The sequence below is a fragment of the Actinophytocola oryzae genome (genome assembly GCF_004364325.1).
In the GTDB taxonomy this organism is placed as follows: Bacteria; Actinomycetota; Actinomycetes; order Mycobacteriales; family Pseudonocardiaceae; genus Actinophytocola; species Actinophytocola oryzae.
This window is the reverse complement of record NZ_SOCP01000002.1, coordinates 601,918-624,598: the sequence shown is the minus strand read 5'-3', so window position 1 is coordinate 624,598 and position 22,681 is coordinate 601,918. Positions and strand designations below refer to the sequence as shown.

Below are 22,681 nucleotides of genomic sequence, written 5' to 3'. Positions count from 1 at the left end.
CTCCTTCGTCTCGGGTCGCAGGTCAGGCGATGAGGCGGCCGCCGTCGACGACCATGGTCTGGCCGGTCATGAAGCCGGACTCGTCACTGGCCAGGAACAGCACCGCGTTCGCGATGTCGACCGGCTCGCCCGCCCTGTCCAGCAGCAGCTTGGTGGTGAGGAAGTTCAGCCGGTCCGGGTCGGCGAACACCGGGACCGTCGCCGCGGTCTTCGTCAGCCCCGGTGCGACCGCGTTGCACCGGATGCCCTGCTTGCCGTAGTCGAACGCGACCGAGCGGGTCAGTGCGATCACCCCGCCCTTGGCCGCCATGTACGCGGCGAACGACGGCGAGGCGACCAGCCCCGCGGTGGACGCGGTGTTCACGATGGTGCCGCCGCCGTTGCGCAGCATCGCCTCGATGCCGAACTTGCAGCCGTAGAACACGCTACCCAGGGTCGCGGCGATCGTGCGGTGCCACTCGTCGTCGCTGGTGTCGGTCACCGTGCGGTTGATCGGCGCCCAGTACGCGTTGTTGTGCAGCACGTCGAGCCTGCCGTACGCCTCGACCGCGCCCGCCACCATGGCCGCGATGTCGTCCTTGTCGGTCACGTCGGTCACGGCGACCCGGGCGGTGCCGCCCGTGCCCTCGATCTCCTCGACCGTGGCCTTGGCACCGGCCTCGTTGATGTCCGCGACGGTGACCTTGGCGCCTTCCTCCGCGAAACGCACGGCGGTCCGCCTGCCGATGCCGGACGCGGCACCGGTGACGATCACCGAGGCGTCCACGAAACGTGTGGCTGTCATGTTGGGTCCTCCTGTCCGCCGAGATAACTGCGCACCAGGGACGGGTCGGCGAGCAGCTTCGCCGAGTCCCCCGCGCTGGTGACCCGGCCTGTCGTGAGCACATAGCCCCGGTCGGCGACCTTGAGGCCCTGCACCACGTTCTGCTCGACGAGCAGCACGGTCTGGCCGTCCGCCGCGAGCGAACGGATCAGCTCGAACACCTCGTGCACGAGCCGTGGTGACAGGCCCAGCGACGGTTCGTCGAGCAGCAGCAGCTTCGGCCGCGACATCAGCGCGCGGCCGATCACCAGCATCTGCTGCTCACCGCCGGAGAGCGTGCCCGCCTTCTGGTGCCTGCGTTCCGCGAGGCGTTCGAACCGGGTGAACACCTGGTCCATGGTCTCCGCGATGCCCGCCCGGTCACGCCGGGAGAACGCGCCGAGCCGCAGGTTCTCCTCGACCGTGAGCCTGGCGAGCACGCGCCTGCCCTCCGGCACGTGGACCAGACCCGCGCGGACCAGCGTGTCGCTGCGCATGCCGGTGACGTCGCGGCCGTCGAAGACGACCGAGCCCGACCACGGGGTGATCATCCCCGAGAGCGCACGCAGGATGGTGCTCTTGCCCGCGCCGTTCGCACCGAGCAGCGCCACCAGCTCACCGGCCCGCACGGCGATGCTGACGTCGTCGACGCCGACGATGCGGCCGTAACCCGCGCGCAGGCCGGAGACCTCGAGCAGGGTGTCGTGTTCGGAGTCGACGGGCGCCGACCCCTGGCCTGCCACGATCTGGGCTTCAGGTACCAAGGTATGCCGTCCTCACCTCGTCGCTCGCCAGCACCTCCGCGGGCGCGCCGTCGATGAGCTTGCGGCCGAAGTTGAGCACGGTGACGTGGTCGCACACCTTCGCGATCACGTCCATGTCGTGCTCCACCACGATCACGCTCATCCCCCGGTCGCGCAGCTCCCTGATCCTCGGCACCAGCGCGGCCCTGCCGTCGGTCGTCATGCCGGCGGCGGGCTCGTCGAGCAGCAGCACGCGTGGCCTTGCGGCGAGCGCCCGTGCCATCTCCAGCTGTTTCTGCAGCCCGTAGGGCAGTTCGGCGGCGCGGCGCTTGCGGTAGGGCAGGAGGTCGAACAGCTCCAACGCCTCCCGCGCCTCCGCACGCAGCCTCTTCTCCGACCCGGTGCGCAGCGGCCACAGCGAGAAGAACCCGGTGTGCGCGCGGCTGTGCTGGCCGATCAGCAGGTTGTCCACAACGGACAGTCCACCGAAGAGCCTGATGTTCTGGAAGGTGCGGACCACCCCGAGCGGCACCCGCTGCTGCGGGGTGAGCTTGGTGATCTCCCGGTCCCCGAGGGTCACGCTGCCCGAGTTCGGTGCCACGTAACCGGAGATGACGTTGAGCAACGTGGTCTTGCCCGCGCCGTTCGGGCCGACCACCCCGTGGATGGTGCCCTCCGCCAGCTCGATGTCGATGTCGCCGAGTGCCTCGACGCCCTGGAAACGCTTGCAGATCCCCGAAACCTTCAGCAGTGGCTCAGCCAACGGTCTCACGCTCCCGGTTCCGCGTCGACGCCCGGTGCCAGCTCGGCCAGCGGCGGTTCGAGCCGACCGCGGCCCGGCCGATCAGGCCCTGTGGGCGCAGGATCATGAGCGCCACGAACAGCAGGCCGTAGACGATCATGTACCAGTCGCTGAGCCAGTCGAGGTAGATCGGCACCAGCGACAGCACGATCGCGCCGAGCGCGGCACCCCAGAAGTACTGCACACCACCCAGGACGCAGTACAGGATGATCAGCAGCGCCTGCTGTGGCCCGAACAGGTCCGGGGTGATGATCAGCAGCTGGTGCGCGGCGAGCGCGCCCGCCACCCCGGTCACCGCCGCGGACAGGGCGAACGCGCCGACCGCGATCAGCGTGATCCGCAGCCCCGAGGCCATCGCCGCCTGCTCGTCCTCCCGGATCGCCGCGTAGGCGAGGCCGAGCCGCGACCTGGTGAGCAGCAGCAGGAACACGACGACGACCGCGATGCTGCCGTACACCAGCCCGAGCGTGGTGCCGCTCATGCCGAGCATGCCCGCCGCGCCGCCGACGTAGTCCCACTCGGAGATGAGGATGTCGACCAGCTGCGCGAAGACGAAGGTGATGATCGCGAGGTACAGCAACGAGAGCCGCAGCGCCATCCAGCCGATGACCGCACCGGCCACGGCGGACACCAGCGCGGCGACGAGCATCGCGAGCGGCAGCGGCCAGCCGAAGTTCAGCGTGAGGATGGACGCCGAGTAGGCGCCGATCGCCATGAACGCGGCGTGCCCGAAGGAGTACTTCCCGGTGGACACGGCGATCCAGTAACCCAGTGCCAGCAACACGTTGATGCCGACCTGCAGGAGGACCGACTCGATGTAGGGGGACATCAGACCCGCTCCAGTACGCCTGCGTTGCGCCCGAACAAACCCTGGGGCCGGACCAGCAGCACCACACCGACCAGGATGAACACGATCAGGTCGCGCAGCGTCGCGGACAGGTAGGCGACGGTCAGCGTCTGGATGACGCCGATCGCCACCGCCGCGACCACGCCACCGGTGACGCTGCCCAGCCCGCCGATCACGATGATCATGAGTGCGGTCAGGGTGGTGTTGAAGCCGTCGAAGGGGCTCACCGTGTGGTAGGCGATGCCGGTGAGCAGCCCCGCGGCGCCGGCGAGCACCCCGGACAGCGCGAAGGTCAGCAGGATCACCCGCCGCACCGGCACACCGAGGAGCCCGGTCACGGTGGCGTCGTCGGACACCCCGCGGATCGCCGTGCCCCACACGGTCTTCTCCAGGAACACGTACAGCGCGACGGTCATCACGACGGCGAGCCCGAGGATCACCAGCTGTGCGCCGGAGACCTCGAAGATGCCGAGGTCCAGCCGGACGTTCGGCAGCACGTCCGGCACCGACCGCTGGTTGCTCCCGAAGAACTTGGTCACCAGTGCGGTGATCATCAGCCCGAACCCGAGACTGGAGAGGATCGAGGCCGTCGGGTACTGCTGGGGCACGAAGCGGAAGGACGCGAAGTACACGACCACCGCGACCACCCCGCCGATCACCAACGACGCGAGGAAGGCCAGCACGAACGGCCAGCCGGTCACGTCCATCAGGACCGCACCGAGGACCGCGCTCAGCATGGCGGTCTCGCCGAGCGCGAAGTTGAGCCGGTCCATCGCTCCGACCACGAGGTTGAAGCCCAGGGCCACCAGGCAGTAGGTGGCCCCGAGCAACAACCCGTTGAACAGCTGCTGGGTCAGCATCGCCCTGGCCTGGTCAGCTGGTGCCCTGGTCGATGACGAACTTGCCGCCCTTGACCACCGCACGCAGCTCTGGCCGGACGGCGGTGCCGTCGGAGCTGAACGTGGTCTTGTCGGCCATGCCGGTGAAGTCCTTGAGGTCGTTCAGCCCCTCCTGGATGGTCACCCGGTCCTGGGTGATGTTCCCGCCCGCGCTGATGCCCTTGTCCTTGATCACCTGCATGATCATGTTGACCGCGTCGTAGGCGTAGGCGTAGTTCAGCGGGATGTCCGACAGGCCGGAGTCCTTCTGCGCCGCCTTCAACAGCTTGTCCGCGGTGGCGTTGGTGCTGTGCGGGTCGTACTGCGCGGCGGCCACTGTGCCCTCGGTCGCCTCGCCACCCGCGGCGACGTAGGCGGCACCACCGGACTGCAGCGAACCCGTGCCTGCCAGGAGGACGTCGAGGTTCTGGCTCTTGACCTCCTTGGCGATGCGGCCTGCGTCGTCCGGACCGGCGGCGAGCGCCAGCATGTCCGGGTGGTCACCGGCCACCGAGGTGATCTGCGAGGCGAAGCTCGAGTCACCGGTCTTGAAGGTCACCGTCTTGACCACCCGCACACCGGTCGAGCTGAAGACCTTGCTGAACAGGTCCGCCTGCGCCTTGGTGGTGGAGTTCGCGTCGTCGGTGATGATCGCCGCCGTCTTCACCTTCTCGTCCTTGACGATCTTCGTGAGCACCGGCGTGCTGTTGTCGGCGTCCGGCTGGGCGAGGGTGAACGCGTAGGGGCGGGCGTTCGCGAGCACGCCGGGCCGCCCCGCACCCGGGCTCACCAGCGGCACCTTGAGCTTGTTCGACGCGGCACACGCGATGTCGCAGCCCGCGCTGTCGACCGGGCCGACGATCGCGTACACCTGGTCCTTCGTGACCAGCTGCGGGATCAGGGTGGCAAGAGTGGTCGGGTTGTTCTGACCGTCCACAGTGACCAGCTCGACCTTGTTGCCGTTCGCACCCGCCGCCTTGTTGAAGACCTTGACGGCGTACTCGGCGCCATCCTGCATCACCTTGGCGTTGCTGGCGAACGGACCGGAGGAGCTGGTGACGAGACCGAGCTTGAAGGTCCCGCCCGTCTTGCCTCCACCGCCGCCACCACTGCCGCCGCTGTCGTTCGAGTCGGAGCTGCCGCAGGCGGAGAGAACCAACGCGGCCGCCACCCCGACCACCGCCAGACCGGCGAACCCGGTTCGTTTCATGGATGGCTCCCTTTCGTCATGGCCGGGTCCTACACCGGCCAGGTGGTGGTTCAGGAGGACGTTCCGATGGCGTTGACAGCCGTCCGACGCCGCCCGGCCGAGTAGGGCGCGACGGAGTCGTCGGGCTTGTCCACTGTGGAGATCCGAGGGCCGGTCGGCGTGGTCGGCGACCAGGTCGCGCCGCCGCAGAGCGGCAGCCATGAGCTGACCCGTCCGAACCGCATTCCCGCCACCTCGTTGTGGGACAACCGGTGCGCCGACCACGCCGCCGGAGACTGGGGCAGGGGCTGGTGCCGTGCTGCCCGGGGATGGGTCGCGGCGCCTGCCGCAGACCCGGAAGTGTTCTCTTCTCTCCAGAATTAGTATCTGGACACTAGCAACCGACTGTGACCCCGTAAAGGCTTCTGGCACAGCTGGGGGAAACCTGTGCGTACTGAGGACCAAAGACCACGGTCCGCACTCGCGCGCTGTCCGAAATGGACGGGACAGCGGACGCCCGGCGACGGGGCGACGACGCGACACGCATGGTCCCACTCCCTCCGGTAGACGCACCAACCGAGACAGTTGAACTCAGTTTGTACGCAATCTCGCGCGCAAATCAACCCCTCGGCAGGCAATCGGTCGGCGGCCTGCGCACATCGTTATCCGACCGGAAGCAGCTGGTCAACGCCGCCGAAAGCAGTGTTCAAGCAGGTCCACAGCGGATTGGGAGCCTGGCGGAGCAGCACGCGGGGCGACTCCGCAGGACAGAAAGACTCTCTTCGGAGGGTGGCGCTATGCGTCGTTTGTATCCAACTTCGCGTTGTGGTCAGCCGGCAACAGTCCGTCCACATCGCGCCGCAGCGACTGGAGCACCGTGGTGCGGGCGGCCAGGATATGCGCCCGCATGACCGACTCGGCCCACTCACCGTCACCGGCGCGGAACGCCTCGACCAGCTCGCGGTGGTGTGCCTGGCTCGCCTGCAACCGATGCGGTGAGTAACGCTGGAACGTGCGGTAGATGAGGGGCACGTCCATCACGCCGCGTACCAGGGTGTCGAGCTGGGTGTTGCGGGAGGCGTGCACGATCGCCCGGTGGAACCGTCCATTGAGGTCGGTCAGCCGGTCGGCCACGTCCTTGCCGCGCTCGGCGACCTCGGCCATCTCCTCGGCGATCTCGTGCAGCTCGGCAAGCTCGTCCGCGGTGATCCGGCTGGCCGCGAGCCGGGCGCCGAAGCCCTCGAGCAGGGCGCGGGCCTCGTAGAGGTCCTCCAGCTCCCGTTCGGACCACGCGGTGACCCGCGCGCCGCGGTTCGGCGTGAAGTTGACGAGCCCCTCGGCGTTGAGCCTGCGCAGGGCCTCGCGCACCGGTGTCCTGGAGACCCCGACGCGGACGGCCAGCTCCTCCTCGCGCAGTCGCTGGCCCCGGGCGAACTCCCCGGACAGCACTCCCCTGCGGATGACGTCGTAGGCGGTCTCCGCTGCCTTGGCCATCGCTCCTCTTCCCTCACCTCGTCCACCCCGGTGCCCCCGCACCACAGCCGGCGACCACTCTCCCACGGAGCGCTTCCGGCCCGGACCGGCAACCCGGCGAAAGGGGACGCCGACCCCGGGGTCAGCCCGTCCGCTGGCCGATCTCGCCCCGCACCTCGGTGTCGTGCCTGCCCAGCTCGGCGCCGGTCCAGCGGATCGTGCCGGGCGTGGCGGACAGGCGCGGCGCGACGCCCTGCATGGGCACCTCGCCGAGCTTCTCGTCCGGCACGCGCACGATGCTCTGGCGGGCCGCGAAGTGCGGGTCGGCGAGCATGTCCGCCGCCGTGTAGACCCGGCCCGCCGGGACGCCGTTGGCCTCGAGGATCTCCAGCACGTCGGCCGCGGTGTGCCGCACGGTCCACCCGGCGATCAGGTCGTCCAGCTCGGCCTGTCGCTCACCGCGTGCGTGGTGGGTGCCGTACTCGGGCGAGGTGCCCAGCTCCGGGGCGCCCATGGCGACGGCGAGCCTGCGGAAGACGGTGTCCTGGTTGGCGGCGACGAGGACGTACTCGCCGTCGCTCGTCGGGTAGACGTTGCTCGGCGCGACGCCGGGCAGGACCGCGCCGCTGCGTTCCCGCCGCACCCCGGCGATGGCCTGGTCGGCCACCAGCGCCTCGGTCATCGCCAGCACCGACTCGTAGATGGAGACGTCGACCTGCTGGCCGAGACCGTCGCGGTGCCGGGCCTGCAGGGCCAGGAGCGCGCCCATGGCGGCATGCATGCCTGCCAGCATGTCCCCGAGGGAGACGCCCATCCGGCTCGGCGGCCGGTCCGGCTCGCCGACCAGGTAACGCAGGCCGCCCATCGCCTCGCCGATGGAGCCGTAGCCCGCGCGGTGCGCGTACGGGCCGGTCTGCCCGTAGCCGCTGACCCGGACGACGATCAGGCCGGGGTTGAGCGCGGCGAGGGTGTCCGGGCCGAGCCCGAAGCGCTCCAGGGTGCCCGGACGGAAGTTCTCGACGAGCACGTCGGCCTCGCGGGCGAGCGCCGTGACCAGCTCGACGCCCTCCGGCGTGCGCAGGTCCGCGGTGACGCACCGCTTGCCCCGGGCGATCACGCTCCAGGAGAGCGACTTGCCGTCGCGCGAGAAGCCCCAGCGACGCATCGGGTCGCCCTCTCCCGGCTGCTCGACCTTGATCACGTCGGCGCCGAAGTCGGCGAGCAGCTGCCCGCAGAACGGCCCCGCGATCAGCTGCCCCAGCTCGATGACCTTCACGCCGGCCAGTGGCGGGGCGCTCTCACGTGGGGACCCAGAAGTCGAACTCTCCATATTTGAATACAATCCCGGCAGGATCGCGGCGCTGTCAAGCAAAGAACCGTACCCAAGCGGCGTGATTGGATACATAATCGCGGGATGACGACCTTCTCGCAGGCAGAGCTGGACCGGATGTGCCGCCCGCCGGGGCAGCGCCTGAGCGACGCGTTGCGCGAGGGCGGCCCGGCGGAGGTCAAGGCGGTCTACCGCCTCATGGAGAACTTGATCCGCGACATCACCGACCTGTACGCACGCTGGTCCGCGGTCACCGTGGGCTGGCTGATCGACCGGCACGGCTACGACGGCGCCGCCCGCGCGTTCCCCGTGCACGAGCTGTGGCCCTCGGACGGTGTGCCGCACCTGACCGGTACCGAGGCCGTGATGGCGCGGGACGTGTTGCGCGGCCCGGACAGTGCCACGGCGGCCGACTTCGCCACGCTCGCCGACACCGGGGACGAGGACGCGATCGTGCTGCGCTGGCAGGAGATCCACGCCGCGAGCTACACGGCCGAGACGCTGCGCCGCGACACCGTGACGGCGTTGCTGACGCTGGTGAACGACACCTACGGCACCGAGGGTCTCGAGGACTGCCTGCGGTACGCGACGGACGTCATCTGGGCACCGCGCATGGGCGCCGACCTGGCGCGTGCGCCGGAGGACCGGCTGCGGTCGTGGGCGGAGAAGATGTCGGTCGGCCACAACGGCGGGGTGACCGTCGTCGAGGAGCCGGACCGCTGGGTGTTCACCCTGGACCCGTGCGGCTCGTGCGGACGGCAGATCCTCGACGGCCGCTACCGCGACCCGTGGCGCTTCGGCGTGGTGCGGGGCAGGCACCCGGTGGGCTTCCTGCGCGAGGACATCACGGTGTACCAGGCACACGTGGCGATGGCCCACACGATCGTGCCGATCGAGCGAGTCGGCGCGCCATGGCCAGCGATGCGCTGCGCTGGCCTCGCCGCCACACCGTGCGAGCTGGCGATCTACCGCGACCCGCACACCGCAGGCCCCGAGTACTACGAGCAGGTCGGGCTGACTCCCCGCCCAACCACGCACTGAAGGACGCCTTCCTAACGCCGAACGCACCGAAGGCGTCCTTCGTAACGCCCAGCGCACCGAAGGACGCCTTCCTAACAACCACCGGACCCACGCCAGAGCACCACCGCCGGCTGGACGCACCGAAGGACGCCTTCAGTGCATTCGAGTCGGCGGGTCAGCCGTGCGCCCAGCCACCGTCCACGTTGAACACCTGGCCGGTGACGAAGTCGGAGTCCGAGGAGAGCAGGAACTCGACCGTCGGCGCGAGATCCTCGGGCGTGCCGACCGACGGGAGGCACTGCTCGGCCGCCATGCGTGCCAGCAGGGCCGAGGCCGCGTCGGCCGAGTGCACGGCCTTCGGTGTGGCGACCGGGATGTAGCCTGGCGCGATCGCGTTGACCCTGATGCCGTCCGGACCCAGCTCCCGCGCGAGCGCACGGGTGAGCCCGACGACCCCGGCCTTCGCCGCGATGTAGGGCGCGAGACCGGGCGGCCCGCCGCGGGACACGGTCGTCGAGCTGACGTTGACGATCTTGCCGTAGCCGGCCGCCCGCATGTGTGGCACGACGGCCGCCGCGCACACCCACTGGCCGGTGAGGTTCACGTCCAGCACGCGGGTCCACTCGGCGCGGCTGAACGACTCGAACGGGGCGCTCGGCAGCAGCGCTCCCCCGGCATTGTTGACCAGCCCGTCGACGCGGCCGTGCTCGGCCAGCACGGCGGCGACCGCCGCACCCACCTGCGCCTCGTCGGTGACGTCCGCGCGGTGGGCGCCCGGGGCCAGCGCCTCGGGTGCCGCCGCGACGTCCACGACGGACACCACGGCACCGGCCGCCGCCAGCCGGGTCGCGTAGGCGAGGCCGAGGCCCTGGGCCCCGCCGGTGACGATCACGACCCGACCGGCGAGCCGGTCAGCCTGCGCGCCGGACATCCATCCGCTGCGCGAGGATCTGCCGGTGCGCCTCACCCGCCCGCTCGGTCAGCTCCGGTATGCCGAGCGCGCCGAACGGGTGGTCGATCACGACGAACGGGTAGTCCGGCACGCCCACGGTCGACGCGGCGATCGTGGCCGTCGTCAGCAGTTCGGACGTGCACACCATGAACGTCGGGACTCCCCTGCGTTCCAGGGCGATCGCGTCCTGCACGCTGCACGAGCAGCAGCCCGCGCAGTCGCCGACGCCGGTGACCACCACGTCGCACCTGGCGGCGAGGTCGTCGAGCATCTCGGGGTCGGCGAGGCGCCCGACGTAGTTCTTGCGGGCCCGCACCGACTCCCGCACACCCTCGGTCGCGAGCGTCGAGGTGAGGATGTCGAGGAAGCGGTCGCTGTTGGGTTTGGTGTTGTCGAGGTAGCCGACCACGAGGCCCTCGAACGACGCGGGCCGGGCGACCAGCTCCGCCGTGCTCTCGCTGACCGCGTTGGTGGGATCGAGAACCAGTAGTTCGGTCATTTCTCCTCCTCCGAGGGGATCTGGCAGCGCTCCGCCTCCGCCGGGGTGAGCGCCTCGGTGACCGGCTGCGAGTCGCTGCCGCCGATCCAGTACGGGATCACCGCCGAGTAGCCGTACAGGTCGCCGCCCGCGACGGTGATCAGGATGTCCTCCGGGCGGTTCACGACCGTCCGGAACTCGTCGTCGTCGCCCGGCTCGACCTCGCCGGGCATCCGGCCCGCGACCTTCATGCTCGCGACGCTGCGCCGGGCCCGCTGGAAGAGCTCGGCCTGGACGGCAGCGCGGTCGTAGCCCGCCCCCGACAGGATCGCCGCGTGCAGCGGCCCGATCGCGACCACGAAACAGCCGCCCGCGTAGTGCGACGGCAGCATCGCGTCGGCGATGGTGGCGAGGATCGGGCCGGGTTCGCTCGACCAGTCGTTGCGTGCGTAGATCGGCGCCTCGCCCGCGAACACCGTCACCGCGCTGTCGTCGGCGGCCACGCCTCGGTCGGCGTGGATCGGCGGCCACGGGTTCGCCGCCGCGTTCTCGCCGATGCAGTAGCTGTACTTGCCGGGGTGGCCGAACGTGGACTTGTCGATCACGCCGGGGATCCCGCCGCACAGGTTCTGCAGGATGAGCCGGACCGCGCGGCCGATCGTGGCGTTGGCCTGGTGTCCTGGGCCGAACACGCTGTAGCCGGAGTTCAGCGCGATCTGGTTGACCACCGACCCGCTGACGATCACCAGTGGCGTGGTCGCGCCGCTGATCGTGGTGCTGTGCAGGCAGAACGACGGGTTGGTGAGCGCACGCACGATCGCCACCAGCACCGACATGTACTCCTCGCGACAGCCCGCCGCGACGGCGTTGACCGCGATCTTCTCGCACGTCAGCTCGCGGCCCTGCTCGGGCAGCGTGCCGATCACGGTGTCCGGCGCGATCCCGGACGCCTCGACGAACGCGGCCACCCGGTCGGGCGTTGGTGGCACGACCGGCAGGCCGTCGCCCCAGCCGCGCTGGGTGAACAGGTCCTGCACGGCCTGCTCGTCGGCGACCGGGACGGCGGCGGAGGACAGGGTGGCCGTCATCGGCGCGTCTTCGGGTGCTCCTTCACCCATTCGTCGACCGCGGCCCTGGCCGACTTCGCGTCGTTCTCGTCCAGCTCCCGGCTCTGGTAGGTCAGCTCGAGCCGCACGCCGTTGGGGTCGAAGAAGTAGATGGAGTTCCAGGTGCCCTCGTGGTCGATGACGCCACGCACCTCGATACCCTCGTCGAGCAGCCGCTTGTGGGCGGCCTCCAGCTCCTCCATGCTCTCCACCGACATGGCGAAGTGCGCGGCCCAGCGCGGCAGCGGGGTGTCGTGGTGGTCCTTGTCGAGGCCCTCGATCTCGAAGAAGGCGATGCAGCTGCCGTCGTCCATCTCGAAGAAGGTGTGCAGGAACTTCATCGACTCGCCGGTGCTGCCGACGGTGTCCTCCTGCGCGTGGCCGACGAGCTTCATGCCGAGGACCTCGGTGTAGAAGCGCTTGGTCTCACCGGTGTTCAGGGTGACGTACGCGACGTGGTTGAGACCCTTCGGTCGCGTCATGGGTGGGGTCATACCGGGACTTCTTTCGTGATCGACGGACGGATGTTTGCGGTGAACTCGATGGTGCGGCGCACGGCGGCGTCCCAGCCGCCCTCCGCCGCCACGGGGAACAGGACCGGCAGGTCGACCCCTGCGGCCTGGTAGGCGTTGACGCGGTCGACGACCTGGCGCTCGTCGCCACGCAGCAGGAACTCGTCCACGAGCGCGTCGCTCACCAGCTCGAGCGCCTCGGCGCGGTGCCCGTCACGCAGGAGCGCCGCGATCGCGGCCAGTTCGTCGACGTAACCGCTCGCGCCGAAGAGCTGGGTGGCGGCCGGGTGCAGTGCGTAGCCGACGACCAGCTCGCGGCCCGCCTGGCGGGACTCCTCGTCGTCCACGCCGAGCGCGCACGGCAGTACGCAGGCGACGGTCACGTCGCGGCCCGCCTTCGCGACCTCGGCGAGCGCGCCGGGCAGCGTCGCCGGGGTGGTGAGGTTGAGCAGGACGCCGTCGCCGATCTCGCCCGCCAGGCGCAGCATCCTCGGCTGCAGGGCGGCGACGAGGATCGGGATGTCCTGCCGGGCAGGCGGGCGGTCGAGCTGGAGGCCGCGGACCTGGGTGCCCGCGTCGCGCTCGCCGGCGAGCACCCGGCGCACCACGTCGACGTAGTCACGGACGTAGGGCACCGGGTTGGCGGGCGGGAGGCCGAAGGTCACCTCGTTGAGCACCGTGTTGGCCACGCCGAGTCCAAGGAGGACACGGCCGCCGTACAGCTCGTCCATCGTGGCCGCGGTCATCGCGGTGAGCGCGGGGTGGCGCAGGCGCGCGTTGGCGATCGCGGTGCCGACGGTGATGCGCTCGGTGGCGGCGAGTGCGGCCTGGCACAGGGCGAAGGCGTCCGCGACCCGTTCCGCCACCAGGAAGACGTCGAAACCCGCGTGCTCGGCGTCGGAGGCGAGCTCGGCGAAGCGTCGCGCGGGCAGACCGCTGCGACTGGCCACCGAGAGTCCGAGCGGCATCGCCCACCTCGCTTCGTTGACTTCTCCTATGCAGAATGATGTTCTGTTGAGCGCGGTGTCAACCCCGGTGGCACTCCGCGCAAGGAAAAGCACGCATGGAGGTCGGGTTGAGCATCGAACTGGAGTCCCTCGGCACGCTCACGGTGATCATCGCCAGGCAGTTCCTGCTGCCGGGGACGGGCAGGGGCGGCAGGCTGATCGGCGAGGCCGGCGAGCTGACCTGGAAGAGCGAGCGTGTCAACGCGACACAGCTCGGGGCCAGCTCCGGCGACTGGGTCCGGCTCCATCCCGATGGGACGGTCACTGTGGACGCTCGCCTGGTGCTGCGGACCGACGACGGCGCGACCATCGCGATGACCTACACCGGCAAGGCGGACCGCCCGCCCGCCGAGGGCGGTGTCGTGTGGACGGCGCCGACCTTCGAGACCGACGACGAGCGCTACGCCTGGCTCAACACCGTGCAGGCGGTCGGCAGGGGGCAGCGGAACGGCAACGTGCTCGTGTACGAGCTGTACGCGTTGCGTTGATCCGCCACCCCGACGCCGCATGGGACTAGAAGGACCGCTCGCCGAGCAGCCGGTAGTAGGAGTGGCCCTGCGGCTGGGCCAGACCGCCGAGCAGCTCGTTGATGATCTTGCCGTTGTTGACGTGCTGGTCGCTGTTCTCGGCCCTGGGCAGGTCCTCCGCGGACTCCCAGCCACTGAAGGCCTGCAGGGTCATGCGGTCGTGCGACAGCATCCACGAGATCGACCGCAGGCCGGACAGCGTCGCGGCGCTCGGCGCGATGCGCTCGGTCAGCAGCGTCATCAGCTCGTCGATGGTGGCGTCCGTGGGCGGCGTGATCAGGTGCCGCGTGGTGTTCAGGTAGTGCATCCCAGGCCTCCCGCCCAAACCCGGCCAACCGGTCAGCGAGCCGAGAAAAGGTATACATTTTTGACTCCTGAACACCGATCCTGTCGCACGACAGTAGTGATGTCCAGCAAAATGTATACGAAGTCGCCCGTTTTGACGGTTCGGCTACGTTCAGTGGCCGGTGCTCAGCGAGGCGAGCAGTCCGGGGTGGTCCGTGGTGCCCGCCATGTCGATCACCGTGGTCCGGGCGAACGACAGGTCCTCGCCCGCGTAGATGTGCTGGACGCCGCCGTCGCCCCGGCGGGAGAACCCGGGCGGGTCGCACTCGGCCATGCTCGGGGAACCCTGGTCCTTCAGGTTGAAGTCGCCGAGCACGACGGCGGGCCGGGGATAGCCCGCCGCGCGGCGCATCAGGTCCCGGCACTGCGCGAGCGCGGTCGGCGCGTCGTCCGAGGACAGGTGCGTCGTGCAGGCGCTGATCTCGCCCGCAGGCAGGCACGCCCACGACCGCAGCTCCAGGTGACCGTCCAGCGCCCGGTACTGGGCGTCGTAGGTGCCGGTCTCCTCCGTCGTGCCCGCGAAGCCGTCCGCGACCATCAGGATGTTGCCGTACTGGTCGCCGTCGCGGCACTGCGTCGGCGTGCCGTCGAGGTTGCGCGCCGCGACGAACAACGCCCGCGCGTCACCCATGGCGGGCCGCAGCCGCTCGACGTCGGCAGCACACGTCTCGTTCACCGACAACACCTGCGGCCTGCTCGACCTGATCACCTCGGACGCCTTCGCCAGCACCGCGTCACCCCGGTAGCAGCCGGCCATGCCGCCGTGACAGATGTTCAGCTGGAGCACGGTGATCGTCGTCGTACCGGCGCTCGTCGTCGCGGCACTCGGCGGCGCCGCGTCAGGGGCCTGCCCGGAGCACGCCGCGAGCACGAGCGCCGCCAACAAGATGATCAAGCGGTTCATGGCAAGACACAAGCAGACGGTCCCGCCCGGCACAACCGTCCACTAGGTGAGCGATTCACCTGCTGTTGATCCAGTACGCGACAAGTTTCCGATGACTCGGAAGCAACGTGACATCCGGCCGCGGCGTGTTACACACGTGAGAACGATCAATCGACTACTAGCCACTGTGGTCATCGGCATCTCCGCTCTACTGGGGACTGGGGTCACCGCCGGTGCCGACACGGGCGGCCACGCCGCCGCCGAGTCGGCGACCGGCCTGCCACCGTTCGTGGCAACCGTCCGGCCGGTCACGGCCGAGCGCCTGGGGAAGAGCTGGCGGGAGGGCTGCCCTGTCGGTCCCGACCAGCTGCGTCTCGTGAACATGAGTGTTCTGGGCTTCGACGGGAGGGTCTACCGGGGCGAGCTCGTGGTCGCCGCCGACGTCGCACGTGACGTCGTGGCCACGTTCGCCGAGCTGTACTTCCACCGGTACCCGATCGAGCGCATGGAGACCGTGGAGAAGTACGACGCCGACGACGACCGTTCGATGGAGGCGAACAACACGTCGGCGTTCAACTGCCGCGCCATCACCGGCGGCACGGAGTGGTCCAACCACTCCTACGGGCGGGCCATCGACATCAACCCGGTGCAGAACCCGTACATCTCGGGCAGCGGCACCGTCTACCCGTCCAACGGCGCCCCCTACACCGACCGCACGCGGACGGACCCGGGTCTGATCCACGCGGACGACTCGACCGTGCGGGCGTTCGAGAGCAGGGGCTGGGACTGGGGCGGCTACTGGGACACCCCGATCGACTACCAGCACTTCGAGAAGCCGTAGGCGCAACCGTCACCTGACCACGGCGCGCGTGCCGGCCCCTTACCGGCACGCGCGCCCTACCAGGGTCGTCACCGCGGCTCGCCGCGCACCGGCCGCCCCGGAAACGCGTCCACACGCAGTTCTCCGTCCCCGACCACGGGAACGCCGGCGACGAACAGGTGCCGGACCCCGACCGACGGCCGGGTGGGATCGGTGTAGGTGGCCGTGTCGGTGATGGTCGCGGGATCGAGCACCACGAGGTCGGCGTCCGCGCCGACGTCGAGTCGTCCCTTGCGCCGCGCGGCCGGGGCGACGTCGTCCAGTACCCGCGCGGGCAGGTAGGAACAACGGCGGAACGCCTCCAGCCAGGTCCAGGTCCCCGTCTCACGCACCATCAGCCGCAGCGCGCGGGCGAACGTCCCCGCCGTACGGGGATGGGTCGACCCACCGGGCGGGAGCGGCCATTCCGTGCTCTCACGCCTGCCGTCGGCCCAGAACACCGGCATGGCGTCACTGGCCACGATCGCGTCCGGGTAGGCCAGTGACTCGAGCAACATCGCGCGGTCGGCGGGCACCCGCTCGTCGAAGAACTCCAGGACACACGGCGCGCCGGGGTCGGCACTCCGCAGCTCACGCAGCCGGGCCTCGTCCGCGACGCGCTCACCCGACTCGAGCATCACCACGCTCGACGGGCCGAGCCCCTTCATCCGCAACCGTTCCGGCTCGATGAACGCGGCCCCGACCGCGGTGCTGCCCGCGCCGTAGGGGTAGGCCTCCACGGTCACCCGCGAGCCTTCCCGTCGCGACCGGTCCAGGGTGCCGAGCACCCGCTCGATGTGCCGCCCGGACGTGCTGTTGACGTGGCAGTGGTGCATCGCGGCCCCGGTCTCGGCCGCGGCCACCGCGATCTCCTCCGATCCGTCGACCGGGATGGCCGGATCGACCTCGACCAGCTCCCGCACGTGCGTGTAGGTCGGCACGCCGGCGTTCGCGGCGAGCCGGGCGACGGCGAGGAACTCGGCGGGGTCGGAGAACGGCGCGTAGCCCATCAGCACCCCGATGCCCAGGGCTCCCTCGGCCAGCTCACCGTCCAGCAGGGACAGCCAGGCGGCCAGCTCCTTGCGCGAGGACGACCGCTGCCACTGCGGGTTGCCCAGCACGGCCAGAGCGCTCTCGATCCGCGAGTCCGGCTCGATCCCGGCGAGCACCTTGGCCCGTGCCGCACCCCACGACGCGGAGAAGCCGTAGTTCAACGGTCGCCCCGCCTCGGCCGCGTCGGCATACGCCCGCTCCAACGGCATCGCCCCGGCCTCCAGCTCGAGTGCCGTGGTGACCCCGTCCATAGCCTGCAGCCGCTGCCCGGCGACCGACTGCGCGTGGCTGTGCAGATCGACGAACCCCGGCCCGACGACGAGCCCGGTGACGTCGAGGACCACGGTTCCCGGCTCGGGTGTGAGCCCGGGGCCGACCGCGCTGACCTCGCCGCCGGTCACCAGGACGTCGGCGACACCGTCGAAGCCGCCCGCCGGATCGACGACCCGGCCGCCACGCAGAAGTGTCCGCATACCGCCAAAACTAGGGCGCCGGTTCTCGCCCGCGTTCGTCCGAGCCACCGAACTCATGGCAGAACCTCCGTCCCCCGGCACGAGCCGCCCAGGTCAGCGTCACACGCGTGTTGCGTCGGCGCGACGCCGAACGCCGTGGTGGCGGTCAGGTGGTGGCGGGCGCGGCGGCGCGGATGGTCGCCTCGAGCTGGGGCCACGGCAGGCCCGGTGGTAGGCCGACCATGGTGAGGTCGGTCGCGGAGTCCCAGCTCTCGAGCCGGTCCCGGACCGTGGCGGCGTCGCCGTAGGCGGTGAACTCGTCGAGGAGGACCTGTGCCTCGTCGGGGACGGTCCTGGTGGTCGCGACGAGGTCGACCTCCTCGGCGAGGCCCTGACCGGCGACCAGGCGCGGGTAGATGTCGCCCATTGCCGCCAGGTACACCGTGGTGCAGGCCGCCGCTGCCGCGCGTGCTGCCGCGAGGTCGTCGTCGACCACCGTGAGCGGGCCGGCCGCCACGGTGATCGGGCTGCCGCGCCGCGCCGCGATACCTGCTGCCAGCTCGTTCAACCGCTCGCGGCGCAGGTACAGCGGGAACCAGCCGTCGGCCAGGTCCGCCGCGATGCCGATGGTCCGTTCGCCGGTGGCGGCGAGCCAGATCGGCAGGTCCGGCACCGGCGGCTGGCCGAGGCGCAGCGCCCTGGCCCCCGGCGCGGCCGAGAGCGTCGCCCGCTCACCCGACAGGAGCGCACGCACCCGGGTCGTGACCTCCCGCAGGCGAGCCGCGGGATGCTCGTAGCCGACGTCGTGCCAGCCCTCGACGAGCTGACGCGAACTCGCGCCGAGTCCGAGGACGAACCGCCCGCCCGAGAGCTGGTGCAGCGTCGCCGCGGTCATCGCGATGGCGGCCGGGGTCCTGGTCCACACCGAGAGGACACCGGCGACGAGCGTGATCCGGCGCGTGGCGGCGGCCAGCTCGGCCAGCATGACGGTCGAGTCGAGGCCCCAGCCCTCCGCGACGGAGAACACCTCGTAGCCCAGCTCGTCGGCGAGCGCTGCCGCGCGGAGGACGACGTCCCGCCGCGTCTCCAGCGGGGTCAGCGCGATGCCGCGCCTCATCGGGACACGACCCAGGTCTGCCGGGAGACGCCCTGTACGACCCCGTCACGGCTGAAGAGAGCCGATCCGGCGGTCAGTTTCCGCCCGGACACCCCTTCCAGCCAGCCCACGACGAGGTGCGCCTCCCGGGCCTCGATCGCAGGTGCCAGCCGGGCCGCCATCCGGCCGAGCACGGCGGGCCGGTCGACCTTCCCGAAGTGGGTCGCGGCCCAGCCGCCCGGACAGTCCAGCGCGGCCCAGGCGAACGCGCGTGAGATCAGCCCGTCCGCCGTCGCGTCCTCGCCCGGATACCAGACGGCGGCGACGAGGTCGCGCCCGACCAGCGGACCCGGGAAGACCCGCAGCGCCACCGCGTCCGTCCGGTCGGTGCCACACCCGACGCAGCGCGGGTACGGGTGCGCACGCAGTCCCGGGAAGGACGCGGTCGCCGCCAGTGCCTCGGCGAAGCTCGGCGGTGGCGGCACGTCGTCGGTCAGCGTGGTGGTGGCGCCCTCGGCGACGAGCGTGTTCCCGTCGTGGAGCGCCACTCCCCCGTCCTGTGGCGACAGGCGCAGGGCGGACCCGAGCGGCACCGGTCTGCGCAGCGTGACCTCGGCGTCGCCCGCCACGTGCCGCGCGACGACGCCGCAGGCGTAGCCGCCGTGGGCCCACGCCGGCGGACCCTCGAACACCGGGTCGATGATGATCTTCTGTTTCGACATGCCCCGACGCTAACGACGGGAACCGCCCGCCCGAATCGGTCGACTCACCGAGAAGACCGGCGACGTGGCGGGCAGACGTCGGTGGAACTACCTAGGCTGCCCGCTCGGGGTGAGCCGGGCCCACACCGCGATCTGCGCCCTGGCGCGGACGCCGAGCTTCGTGCGGACGTGCTCGACGTGCGAGTCGACCGTCCGGACCGACACGCCGAGGGTCCGCGCGATCTCGGGGTTGGACAGGCCGTCGGCGATGAGGTCGGCGACCTGCAGCTCCCGGGAGGTCAGCGGGCCGCCGGTCGCCTCCTTCGGCGCGGTCTGGTCCCGCAGGAACGACAGGAGCACCGCCGCGGCGGCGTCCGCGTCCTCGGCGTAGATCGGCTGCATGCGACCGGCCAGCTCCGCGAACTGCGCACCGGGGATCTGTGCCGCCAGCTCCCTGCCGAGGTCGAACCGGACCGCCCGGCTGCCCCGGCGGTGCGCCACGAGCGTCGGCACCCGGATCGCGGACAGCAGGTCGGTGACGTCGAACCGGTAGAACATGTCCAGAAGGGACGCGGCCATGTCGGCGGTCGCCGAGCCGCGCTGGTGGCGGGCGAAGATCGCGGCCACCTCGGGGGGCGCGTCGGGGAGCCACATGTCGGCCAGCACCCGCGACCCGAGGCCCCAGTGCGCCCGGACCAGCGAGAGCACGGACTCCCGGACGTCGTCGGGAGCGAGGTCGCGGCCACGGACGCAGGAGCCGTAGACGATCAGCGACGACAACTCGTCCGGGTGCGCCGCCGCGTACGCCGCGGCCACCTGCCCGCTCTCGCACGAGCCGAACAACGCGAACCGCCCGAGCCCGAGCTGCCCGACCAGTGCCGCCAGCACCGCGAGCTCGGACTCCATCGAGAAGTCCGTCCGGTCCCGGTCGGACAGTCCACAACCGACCTTGTCGTACCGGATCACGGTGTGGGTCCTGGACAGGGCCTCGACGAACCGGCGGTGGTCCGGTGTCTCCCACATCAGACCGAGGTGCGACACCCAGCCGAACATGCACACCAGCGGCGGCCCGCTACCCGTCACGGAGTAGGCCACCCGCCCGCGCGGTGTGCCCGCGAACCGCACGACCTGCCTCATCCGGCCAGGACCTCCCGGAACTCGCTGCCGACCCCGCCACGCGCGCGAGACCGGGTCCCCCGCCGACACTGTACCTCCGCATCCCGCGGAAACGACCTCGACGGGACGACGGTGGCCGGGTGCGCAGGCACCCGGCCACCGTCGGCTCTCACTCAGGGGGTCAGCTGGTCGAGACGTCGTCGATCAGGAAGTTGGTCGCGAGACCGGCGTCCTCGGTGCCGGTCCACTTCAGCGTGACCGACTGCCCCGCGAAGGCGGCCAGGCTGGCCGTGCGCAGGACGTACCCGGAACCGGCGTCCAGGTTGGAGAAGGTCGCCAGGGTCTGGTTGTTGGCGGTCAGGGTCAACCTGTCGAAGGCCGACGACGGCTCGTCCTCCGTGTCGATCCACAGGTAGTAGCTCAGCGTCGCGCTGCAGCCCGCGGGCACCGTGAGGACCTGCTGCAGCGTGTCGGTGTGGGTGCGGCCGTAGCCGTCCAGCCACGCGAAGCGGGTGCCCGCGTGTGCGTTGGCGCCGGAGGTGAGCACGCCGGAGGTCGCCGTCCAGCCCGTCGTGCCGCTCTCGAAGGTGCCGTTGGTGATCAGGTTCTGGCCGCAGGTGCCGCCACCGCCGCCGCTGACCGTGAACGTGAACTGGACCGAGCCGCTCTTCGCCGGGCTCGAGCTGTCGGTCACGGTCACCGTGGCGGCGAACGTGCCACCGGCGGTCGGGGTGCCCGACACCTGGCCGCTCGTCGCGTTGATCGAGACGCCCGGGGGCAGTCCGGTCGCGGAGAAGTGGTACGGCGAGGTGCCGCCGCTCGCGGTGACGGTGAACGCCGTGATCGCGGTGCCGACCGTGCCGCTCCTGTTGCCCGGGTTGCCGACGGTGATGCCGCCGCTGGCCGAGCAGGTCGGGTCGGCGGACTGCGCCGGCACGCTCACCGCGTCCCACGCCTTCTTCGTGGTGTTGAACAGGCCGCAGGTCGCGTCGAGGTTCTTCGCCGCGGTCAGCGTCCAGGTGCGGTACTTCAGGTACGAGCTGCTCGACGTCTTCATCAGCATCGCGCCGTACATGATCTTGATGGCGTTCTGGATGCCGACGCCCGTGACGCTGCTGCTGTTGCACGTGGGGCTCGTCGGCTGGCCGTTGGTGGGGCTGGTGCCCTCGGCCAGCAGGTAGAACCAGTGGTTGCCGGGACCGGCCGCCGCGTGCACCTCGGTGTTCGGGATCGAGCTCGAGTAGCAGTTCGCGTGGCCGACGGCCGACGGGTTGTACATGTTGCGGATCGGGCCGTTGCCGGTCAGGTTGATCTGCTCGCCGACGAGGAAGTCCGGGGTGTCCTTCGTGGACTCGTTGGCGTACCACTCGCTGGCCGCGCCGAAGGTGTCGGCGACGAACTCCTGGGTGCCGCCGCGGGAGATGCTGCCGGGGGTGTAGTCGTCGATGCCGTGACCCTGCTCGTGCGCGATCACGTCGATGGCGCCGATCCAGCCACCCGCCTGGTTGTGGCCGATCTGGATCTGGCTGCCGTCGTAGCCCGCGTTGAGGTCGTTGAGGCCGACGCGGATCGGCCACGCCCCACCGCTGCCGTTCGGGCCGTTGCGGCCGAGCCAGTCGGCGATCATCCTGTTCTCGGTCTGCGAACCGAAGAGCGCGTCGACGCAGCCGGTCTCCCGGTCGGTCGCGTTGCCGTTGCCCCAGACGTCGTCGGGGCCGGAGAAGACCTGGTTGCCGGACAGGTTCTGGCAGCTGAGGTTGGTGATGCTCGGGTCACGCATGGTGTAGGTGGACCCGGAGTGCGTGGTGTTGATGGTGACCGGGTTGGCGTTCCACGCACTCGTGCCGGTGCCGTGCATCACGTGCTCGGTGGTCTCGAGCACCTTGCCGGTCTGCGCGTCGACGACGACGGACAGCTTGCTGGAGCCCTCGGCACCGGTGCCGGTGACCGTGGACTCGTACGCGAGCGCGGGCGAGCCGTGCGCGTAGACGACGAGCCGGGGGGTGGTCGCCGAGGTAACGGACTGGAGCGCCGCACCGGCGGTCGCCTCCGCCTCCTTGACGGTGACCTTCGGGGTGGTCGAGGCGAGGTCGATGGTCTGGTCCTGGGCGACCGAGGTGTCCATGACCTGGCCCGAGGAGTTGGTCATGACGACGAAGTCGCCGCCCACCACGGGAAGACCCTTGTAGGAACGGTCGTACGGCACGAACTGCGTGCCGTCGAAGCTGATCACGGGGTGCTGGGTGAACGCGTCGCTCGCGCTCGCGTGCAGCGCGGCGGGCCTCGACGCGAGGAAGTCCGACGCGGCGTTCGCGGCGAGCGACTGCGCGTTCGGCGCTGGGGTCGGGGTGGGTTGTGCCAGTGCGGTCGGTGTCGCGACGACCGCGACACCCGCGGCCAGCACGCCGGCCGAGGCCAGCACGACAACACGTCTCAGTAACATCGAACTGAACTCCTCTGCGCAGGGCGCAGCGCCCCCGAGCCCTCGATCGGGGGTCACGTGCGTTTCA

General features: G+C 70.6%; 24 protein-coding genes. 3 read left to right on the top strand and 21 right to left on the bottom strand.

The features are described from left to right. Window positions 1-22 precede the first annotated feature (22 nt). From CLV71_RS06480 to CLV71_RS06445, 9 genes are all read right to left on the bottom strand, one after another. A complete protein-coding gene (locus CLV71_RS06480; RefSeq protein WP_133901678.1) occupies window positions 23-784 on the bottom strand; it encodes an SDR family NAD(P)-dependent oxidoreductase in 762 nt (253 codons plus the stop codon). Next, window positions 781-1,566, bottom strand: coding sequence for an ABC transporter ATP-binding protein (locus CLV71_RS06475; protein ID WP_424923867.1), 786 nt, complete (start codon window positions 1,564-1,566; stop codon window positions 781-783). Before CLV71_RS06475 ends, CLV71_RS06480 begins: the two co-directional genes overlap by 4 nt. Continuing rightward, window positions 1,556-2,317 (bottom strand): ABC transporter ATP-binding protein, encoded by a 762-nt coding sequence (locus CLV71_RS06470; protein ID WP_133901677.1) that lies wholly within the window; start codon window positions 2,315-2,317, stop codon window positions 1,556-1,558. Before CLV71_RS06470 ends, CLV71_RS06475 begins: the two co-directional genes overlap by 11 nt. Next, entirely contained in the window at window positions 2,301-3,176 is an 876-nt protein-coding gene (locus CLV71_RS06465) for a branched-chain amino acid ABC transporter permease (RefSeq protein ID WP_133901676.1), read from the bottom strand. The genes CLV71_RS06470 and CLV71_RS06465 overlap by 17 nt, the downstream gene beginning before the upstream one ends. Next, window positions 3,176-4,054 carry a branched-chain amino acid ABC transporter permease gene (locus tag CLV71_RS06460; RefSeq protein WP_133901675.1) on the bottom strand — a complete coding sequence of 293 codons (879 nt, stop codon included), beginning with the start codon at window positions 4,052-4,054 and terminating at the stop codon, window positions 3,176-3,178. Before CLV71_RS06460 ends, CLV71_RS06465 begins: the two co-directional genes overlap by 1 nt. Before the next feature lie 13 nt (window positions 4,055-4,067). After that, window positions 4,068-5,282, bottom strand: a complete 1,215-nt coding sequence (locus CLV71_RS06455) for an ABC transporter substrate-binding protein (protein WP_166663970.1) — start codon at window positions 5,280-5,282, stop codon at window positions 4,068-4,070. A gap of 50 nt (window positions 5,283-5,332) precedes the next feature. Further along, the gene (locus CLV71_RS47510) at window positions 5,333-5,506 is read right to left on the bottom strand and encodes a hypothetical protein (protein ID WP_166663969.1); all 174 of its coding nucleotides are present in this window, start codon (window positions 5,504-5,506) and stop codon (window positions 5,333-5,335) included. Between the two features lie 550 nt (window positions 5,507-6,056). Continuing rightward, window positions 6,057-6,755, bottom strand: a complete 699-nt coding sequence (locus CLV71_RS06450) for a GntR family transcriptional regulator (protein WP_133901673.1) — start codon at window positions 6,753-6,755, stop codon at window positions 6,057-6,059. Window positions 6,756-6,876: 121 nt separating this feature from the next. Continuing rightward, window positions 6,877-8,010, bottom strand: coding sequence for a CaiB/BaiF CoA transferase family protein (locus CLV71_RS06445; protein ID WP_243866246.1), 1,134 nt, complete (start codon window positions 8,008-8,010; stop codon window positions 6,877-6,879). A gap of 138 nt (window positions 8,011-8,148) precedes the next feature. Between CLV71_RS06445 and CLV71_RS06440 the strand changes: the two genes are divergently transcribed. Next, a complete protein-coding gene (locus CLV71_RS06440; protein ID WP_133901671.1) occupies window positions 8,149-9,105 on the top strand; it encodes a hypothetical protein in 957 nt (318 codons plus the stop codon). 154 nt (window positions 9,106-9,259) lie between these two features. Here the strand turns inward: CLV71_RS06440 and CLV71_RS06435 are convergent, their stop codons facing one another. Genes CLV71_RS06435 through CLV71_RS06415 form a run of 5 tightly spaced genes read right to left on the bottom strand, consistent with a single transcriptional unit; the run spans window position 9,260 to window position 13,100 of the window. After that, on the bottom strand, window positions 9,260-10,015 hold the full coding sequence (locus tag CLV71_RS06435; RefSeq protein WP_133901670.1) for an SDR family NAD(P)-dependent oxidoreductase: 756 nt from the start codon (window positions 10,013-10,015) through the stop codon (window positions 9,260-9,262). Beyond that, a complete protein-coding gene (locus CLV71_RS06430) occupies window positions 9,996-10,535 on the bottom strand; it encodes a UGSC family (seleno)protein (RefSeq protein WP_133901669.1) in 540 nt (179 codons plus the stop codon). Before CLV71_RS06430 ends, CLV71_RS06435 begins: the two co-directional genes overlap by 20 nt. Next, window positions 10,532-11,602, bottom strand: a complete 1,071-nt coding sequence (locus tag CLV71_RS06425; RefSeq protein WP_133901668.1) for a hypothetical protein — start codon at window positions 11,600-11,602, stop codon at window positions 10,532-10,534. Before CLV71_RS06425 ends, CLV71_RS06430 begins: the two co-directional genes overlap by 4 nt. Then, a complete protein-coding gene (locus CLV71_RS06420) occupies window positions 11,599-12,102 on the bottom strand; it encodes a VOC family protein (RefSeq protein ID WP_166663968.1) in 504 nt (167 codons plus the stop codon). The genes CLV71_RS06425 and CLV71_RS06420 overlap by 4 nt, the downstream gene beginning before the upstream one ends. Before the next feature lie 8 nt (window positions 12,103-12,110). Then, window positions 12,111-13,100: an LLM class flavin-dependent oxidoreductase gene (locus CLV71_RS06415; RefSeq protein WP_133901666.1), complete on the bottom strand. Its 990-nt coding sequence runs from the start codon at window positions 13,098-13,100 to the stop codon at window positions 12,111-12,113. Between the two features lie 107 nt (window positions 13,101-13,207). Between CLV71_RS06415 and CLV71_RS06410 the strand changes: the two genes are divergently transcribed. Continuing rightward, on the top strand, window positions 13,208-13,627 hold the full coding sequence (locus CLV71_RS06410) for a DUF3237 domain-containing protein (RefSeq protein ID WP_166663967.1): 420 nt from the start codon (window positions 13,208-13,210) through the stop codon (window positions 13,625-13,627). Between the two features lie 25 nt (window positions 13,628-13,652). On the opposite strand, the gene CLV71_RS06405 is transcribed toward CLV71_RS06410, so the two are convergent. Beyond that, entirely contained in the window at window positions 13,653-13,973 is a 321-nt protein-coding gene (locus CLV71_RS06405) for a hypothetical protein (RefSeq protein WP_133901664.1), read from the bottom strand. A 150-nt stretch (window positions 13,974-14,123) separates the two neighbouring features. Next, on the bottom strand, window positions 14,124-14,906 hold the full coding sequence (locus CLV71_RS06400; protein WP_133901663.1) for an endonuclease/exonuclease/phosphatase family protein: 783 nt from the start codon (window positions 14,904-14,906) through the stop codon (window positions 14,124-14,126). Window positions 14,907-15,051: 145 nt separating this feature from the next. Between CLV71_RS06400 and CLV71_RS06395 the strand changes: the two genes are divergently transcribed. Next, complete coding sequence (locus tag CLV71_RS06395) at window positions 15,052-15,735, top strand: M15 family metallopeptidase (protein WP_243866245.1); 684 nt, start codon at window positions 15,052-15,054, stop codon at window positions 15,733-15,735. Between the two features lie 68 nt (window positions 15,736-15,803). Here CLV71_RS06395 and CLV71_RS06390 read toward each other — a convergent pair whose 3' ends face one another. The 5 genes from CLV71_RS06390 to CLV71_RS06370 all read right to left on the bottom strand — a co-directional run bounded on the left by CLV71_RS06390 (window position 15,804) and on the right by CLV71_RS06370 (window position 22,614). Continuing rightward, entirely contained in the window at window positions 15,804-17,279 is a 1,476-nt protein-coding gene (locus tag CLV71_RS06390) for an amidohydrolase family protein (protein WP_133901661.1), read from the bottom strand. 145 nt (window positions 17,280-17,424) lie between these two features. Next, entirely contained in the window at window positions 17,425-18,375 is a 951-nt protein-coding gene (locus tag CLV71_RS06385) for an LLM class flavin-dependent oxidoreductase (RefSeq protein WP_133901660.1), read from the bottom strand. After that, a complete protein-coding gene (locus CLV71_RS06380; RefSeq protein WP_133901659.1) occupies window positions 18,372-19,076 on the bottom strand; it encodes a hypothetical protein in 705 nt (234 codons plus the stop codon). The genes CLV71_RS06385 and CLV71_RS06380 overlap by 4 nt, the downstream gene beginning before the upstream one ends. Before the next feature lie 87 nt (window positions 19,077-19,163). Next, window positions 19,164-20,192: an alpha/beta fold hydrolase gene (locus CLV71_RS06375; RefSeq protein ID WP_133901658.1), complete on the bottom strand. Its 1,029-nt coding sequence runs from the start codon at window positions 20,190-20,192 to the stop codon at window positions 19,164-19,166. 160 nt (window positions 20,193-20,352) lie between these two features. Then, the gene (locus CLV71_RS06370; protein ID WP_133901657.1) at window positions 20,353-22,614 is read right to left on the bottom strand and encodes a M4 family metallopeptidase; all 2,262 of its coding nucleotides are present in this window, start codon (window positions 22,612-22,614) and stop codon (window positions 20,353-20,355) included. Window positions 22,615-22,681: the final 67 nt, after the last annotated feature.

What these genes read in the sequence shown, in the direction of transcription:
- CLV71_RS06480 (WP_133901678.1), bottom strand. Translation starts at nt 784, where the DNA reads ATGACAGCCACACGTTTCGTGGACGCCTCGGTGATCGTCACCGGTGCC.
- CLV71_RS06465 (WP_133901676.1), bottom strand. Translation starts at nt 3,176, where the DNA reads ATGTCCCCCTACATCGAGTCGGTCCTCCTGCAGGTCGGCATCAACGTG.
- CLV71_RS06460 (WP_133901675.1), bottom strand. Translation starts at nt 4,054, where the DNA reads ATGCTGACCCAGCAGCTGTTCAACGGGTTGTTGCTCGGGGCCACCTAC.
- CLV71_RS06455 (WP_166663970.1), bottom strand. Translation starts at nt 5,282, where the DNA reads ATGAAACGAACCGGGTTCGCCGGTCTGGCGGTGGTCGGGGTGGCGGCC.
- CLV71_RS47510 (WP_166663969.1), bottom strand. Translation starts at nt 5,506, where the DNA reads ATGCGGTTCGGACGGGTCAGCTCATGGCTGCCGCTCTGCGGCGGCGCG.
- CLV71_RS06450 (WP_133901673.1), bottom strand. Translation starts at nt 6,755, where the DNA reads ATGGCCAAGGCAGCGGAGACCGCCTACGACGTCATCCGCAGGGGAGTG.
- CLV71_RS06440 (WP_133901671.1), top strand. Translation starts at nt 8,149, where the DNA reads ATGACGACCTTCTCGCAGGCAGAGCTGGACCGGATGTGCCGCCCGCCG.
- CLV71_RS06435 (WP_133901670.1), bottom strand. Translation starts at nt 10,015, where the DNA reads ATGTCCGGCGCGCAGGCTGACCGGCTCGCCGGTCGGGTCGTGATCGTC.
- CLV71_RS06430 (WP_133901669.1), bottom strand. Translation starts at nt 10,535, where the DNA reads ATGACCGAACTACTGGTTCTCGATCCCACCAACGCGGTCAGCGAGAGC.
- CLV71_RS06425 (WP_133901668.1), bottom strand. Translation starts at nt 11,602, where the DNA reads ATGACGGCCACCCTGTCCTCCGCCGCCGTCCCGGTCGCCGACGAGCAG.
- CLV71_RS06420 (WP_166663968.1), bottom strand. Translation starts at nt 12,102, where the DNA reads ATGACGCGACCGAAGGGTCTCAACCACGTCGCGTACGTCACCCTGAAC.
- CLV71_RS06415 (WP_133901666.1), bottom strand. Translation starts at nt 13,100, where the DNA reads ATGCCGCTCGGACTCTCGGTGGCCAGTCGCAGCGGTCTGCCCGCGCGA.
- CLV71_RS06405 (WP_133901664.1), bottom strand. Translation starts at nt 13,973, where the DNA reads ATGCACTACCTGAACACCACGCGGCACCTGATCACGCCGCCCACGGAC.
- CLV71_RS06390 (WP_133901661.1), bottom strand. Translation starts at nt 17,279, where the DNA reads ATGCGGACACTTCTGCGTGGCGGCCGGGTCGTCGATCCGGCGGGCGGC.
- CLV71_RS06385 (WP_133901660.1), bottom strand. Translation starts at nt 18,375, where the DNA reads ATGAGGCGCGGCATCGCGCTGACCCCGCTGGAGACGCGGCGGGACGTC.
- CLV71_RS06380 (WP_133901659.1), bottom strand. Translation starts at nt 19,076, where the DNA reads ATGTCGAAACAGAAGATCATCATCGACCCGGTGTTCGAGGGTCCGCCG.
- CLV71_RS06375 (WP_133901658.1), bottom strand. Translation starts at nt 20,192, where the DNA reads ATGAGGCAGGTCGTGCGGTTCGCGGGCACACCGCGCGGGCGGGTGGCC.
- CLV71_RS06370 (WP_133901657.1), bottom strand. Translation starts at nt 22,614, where the DNA reads ATGTTACTGAGACGTGTTGTCGTGCTGGCCTCGGCCGGCGTGCTGGCC.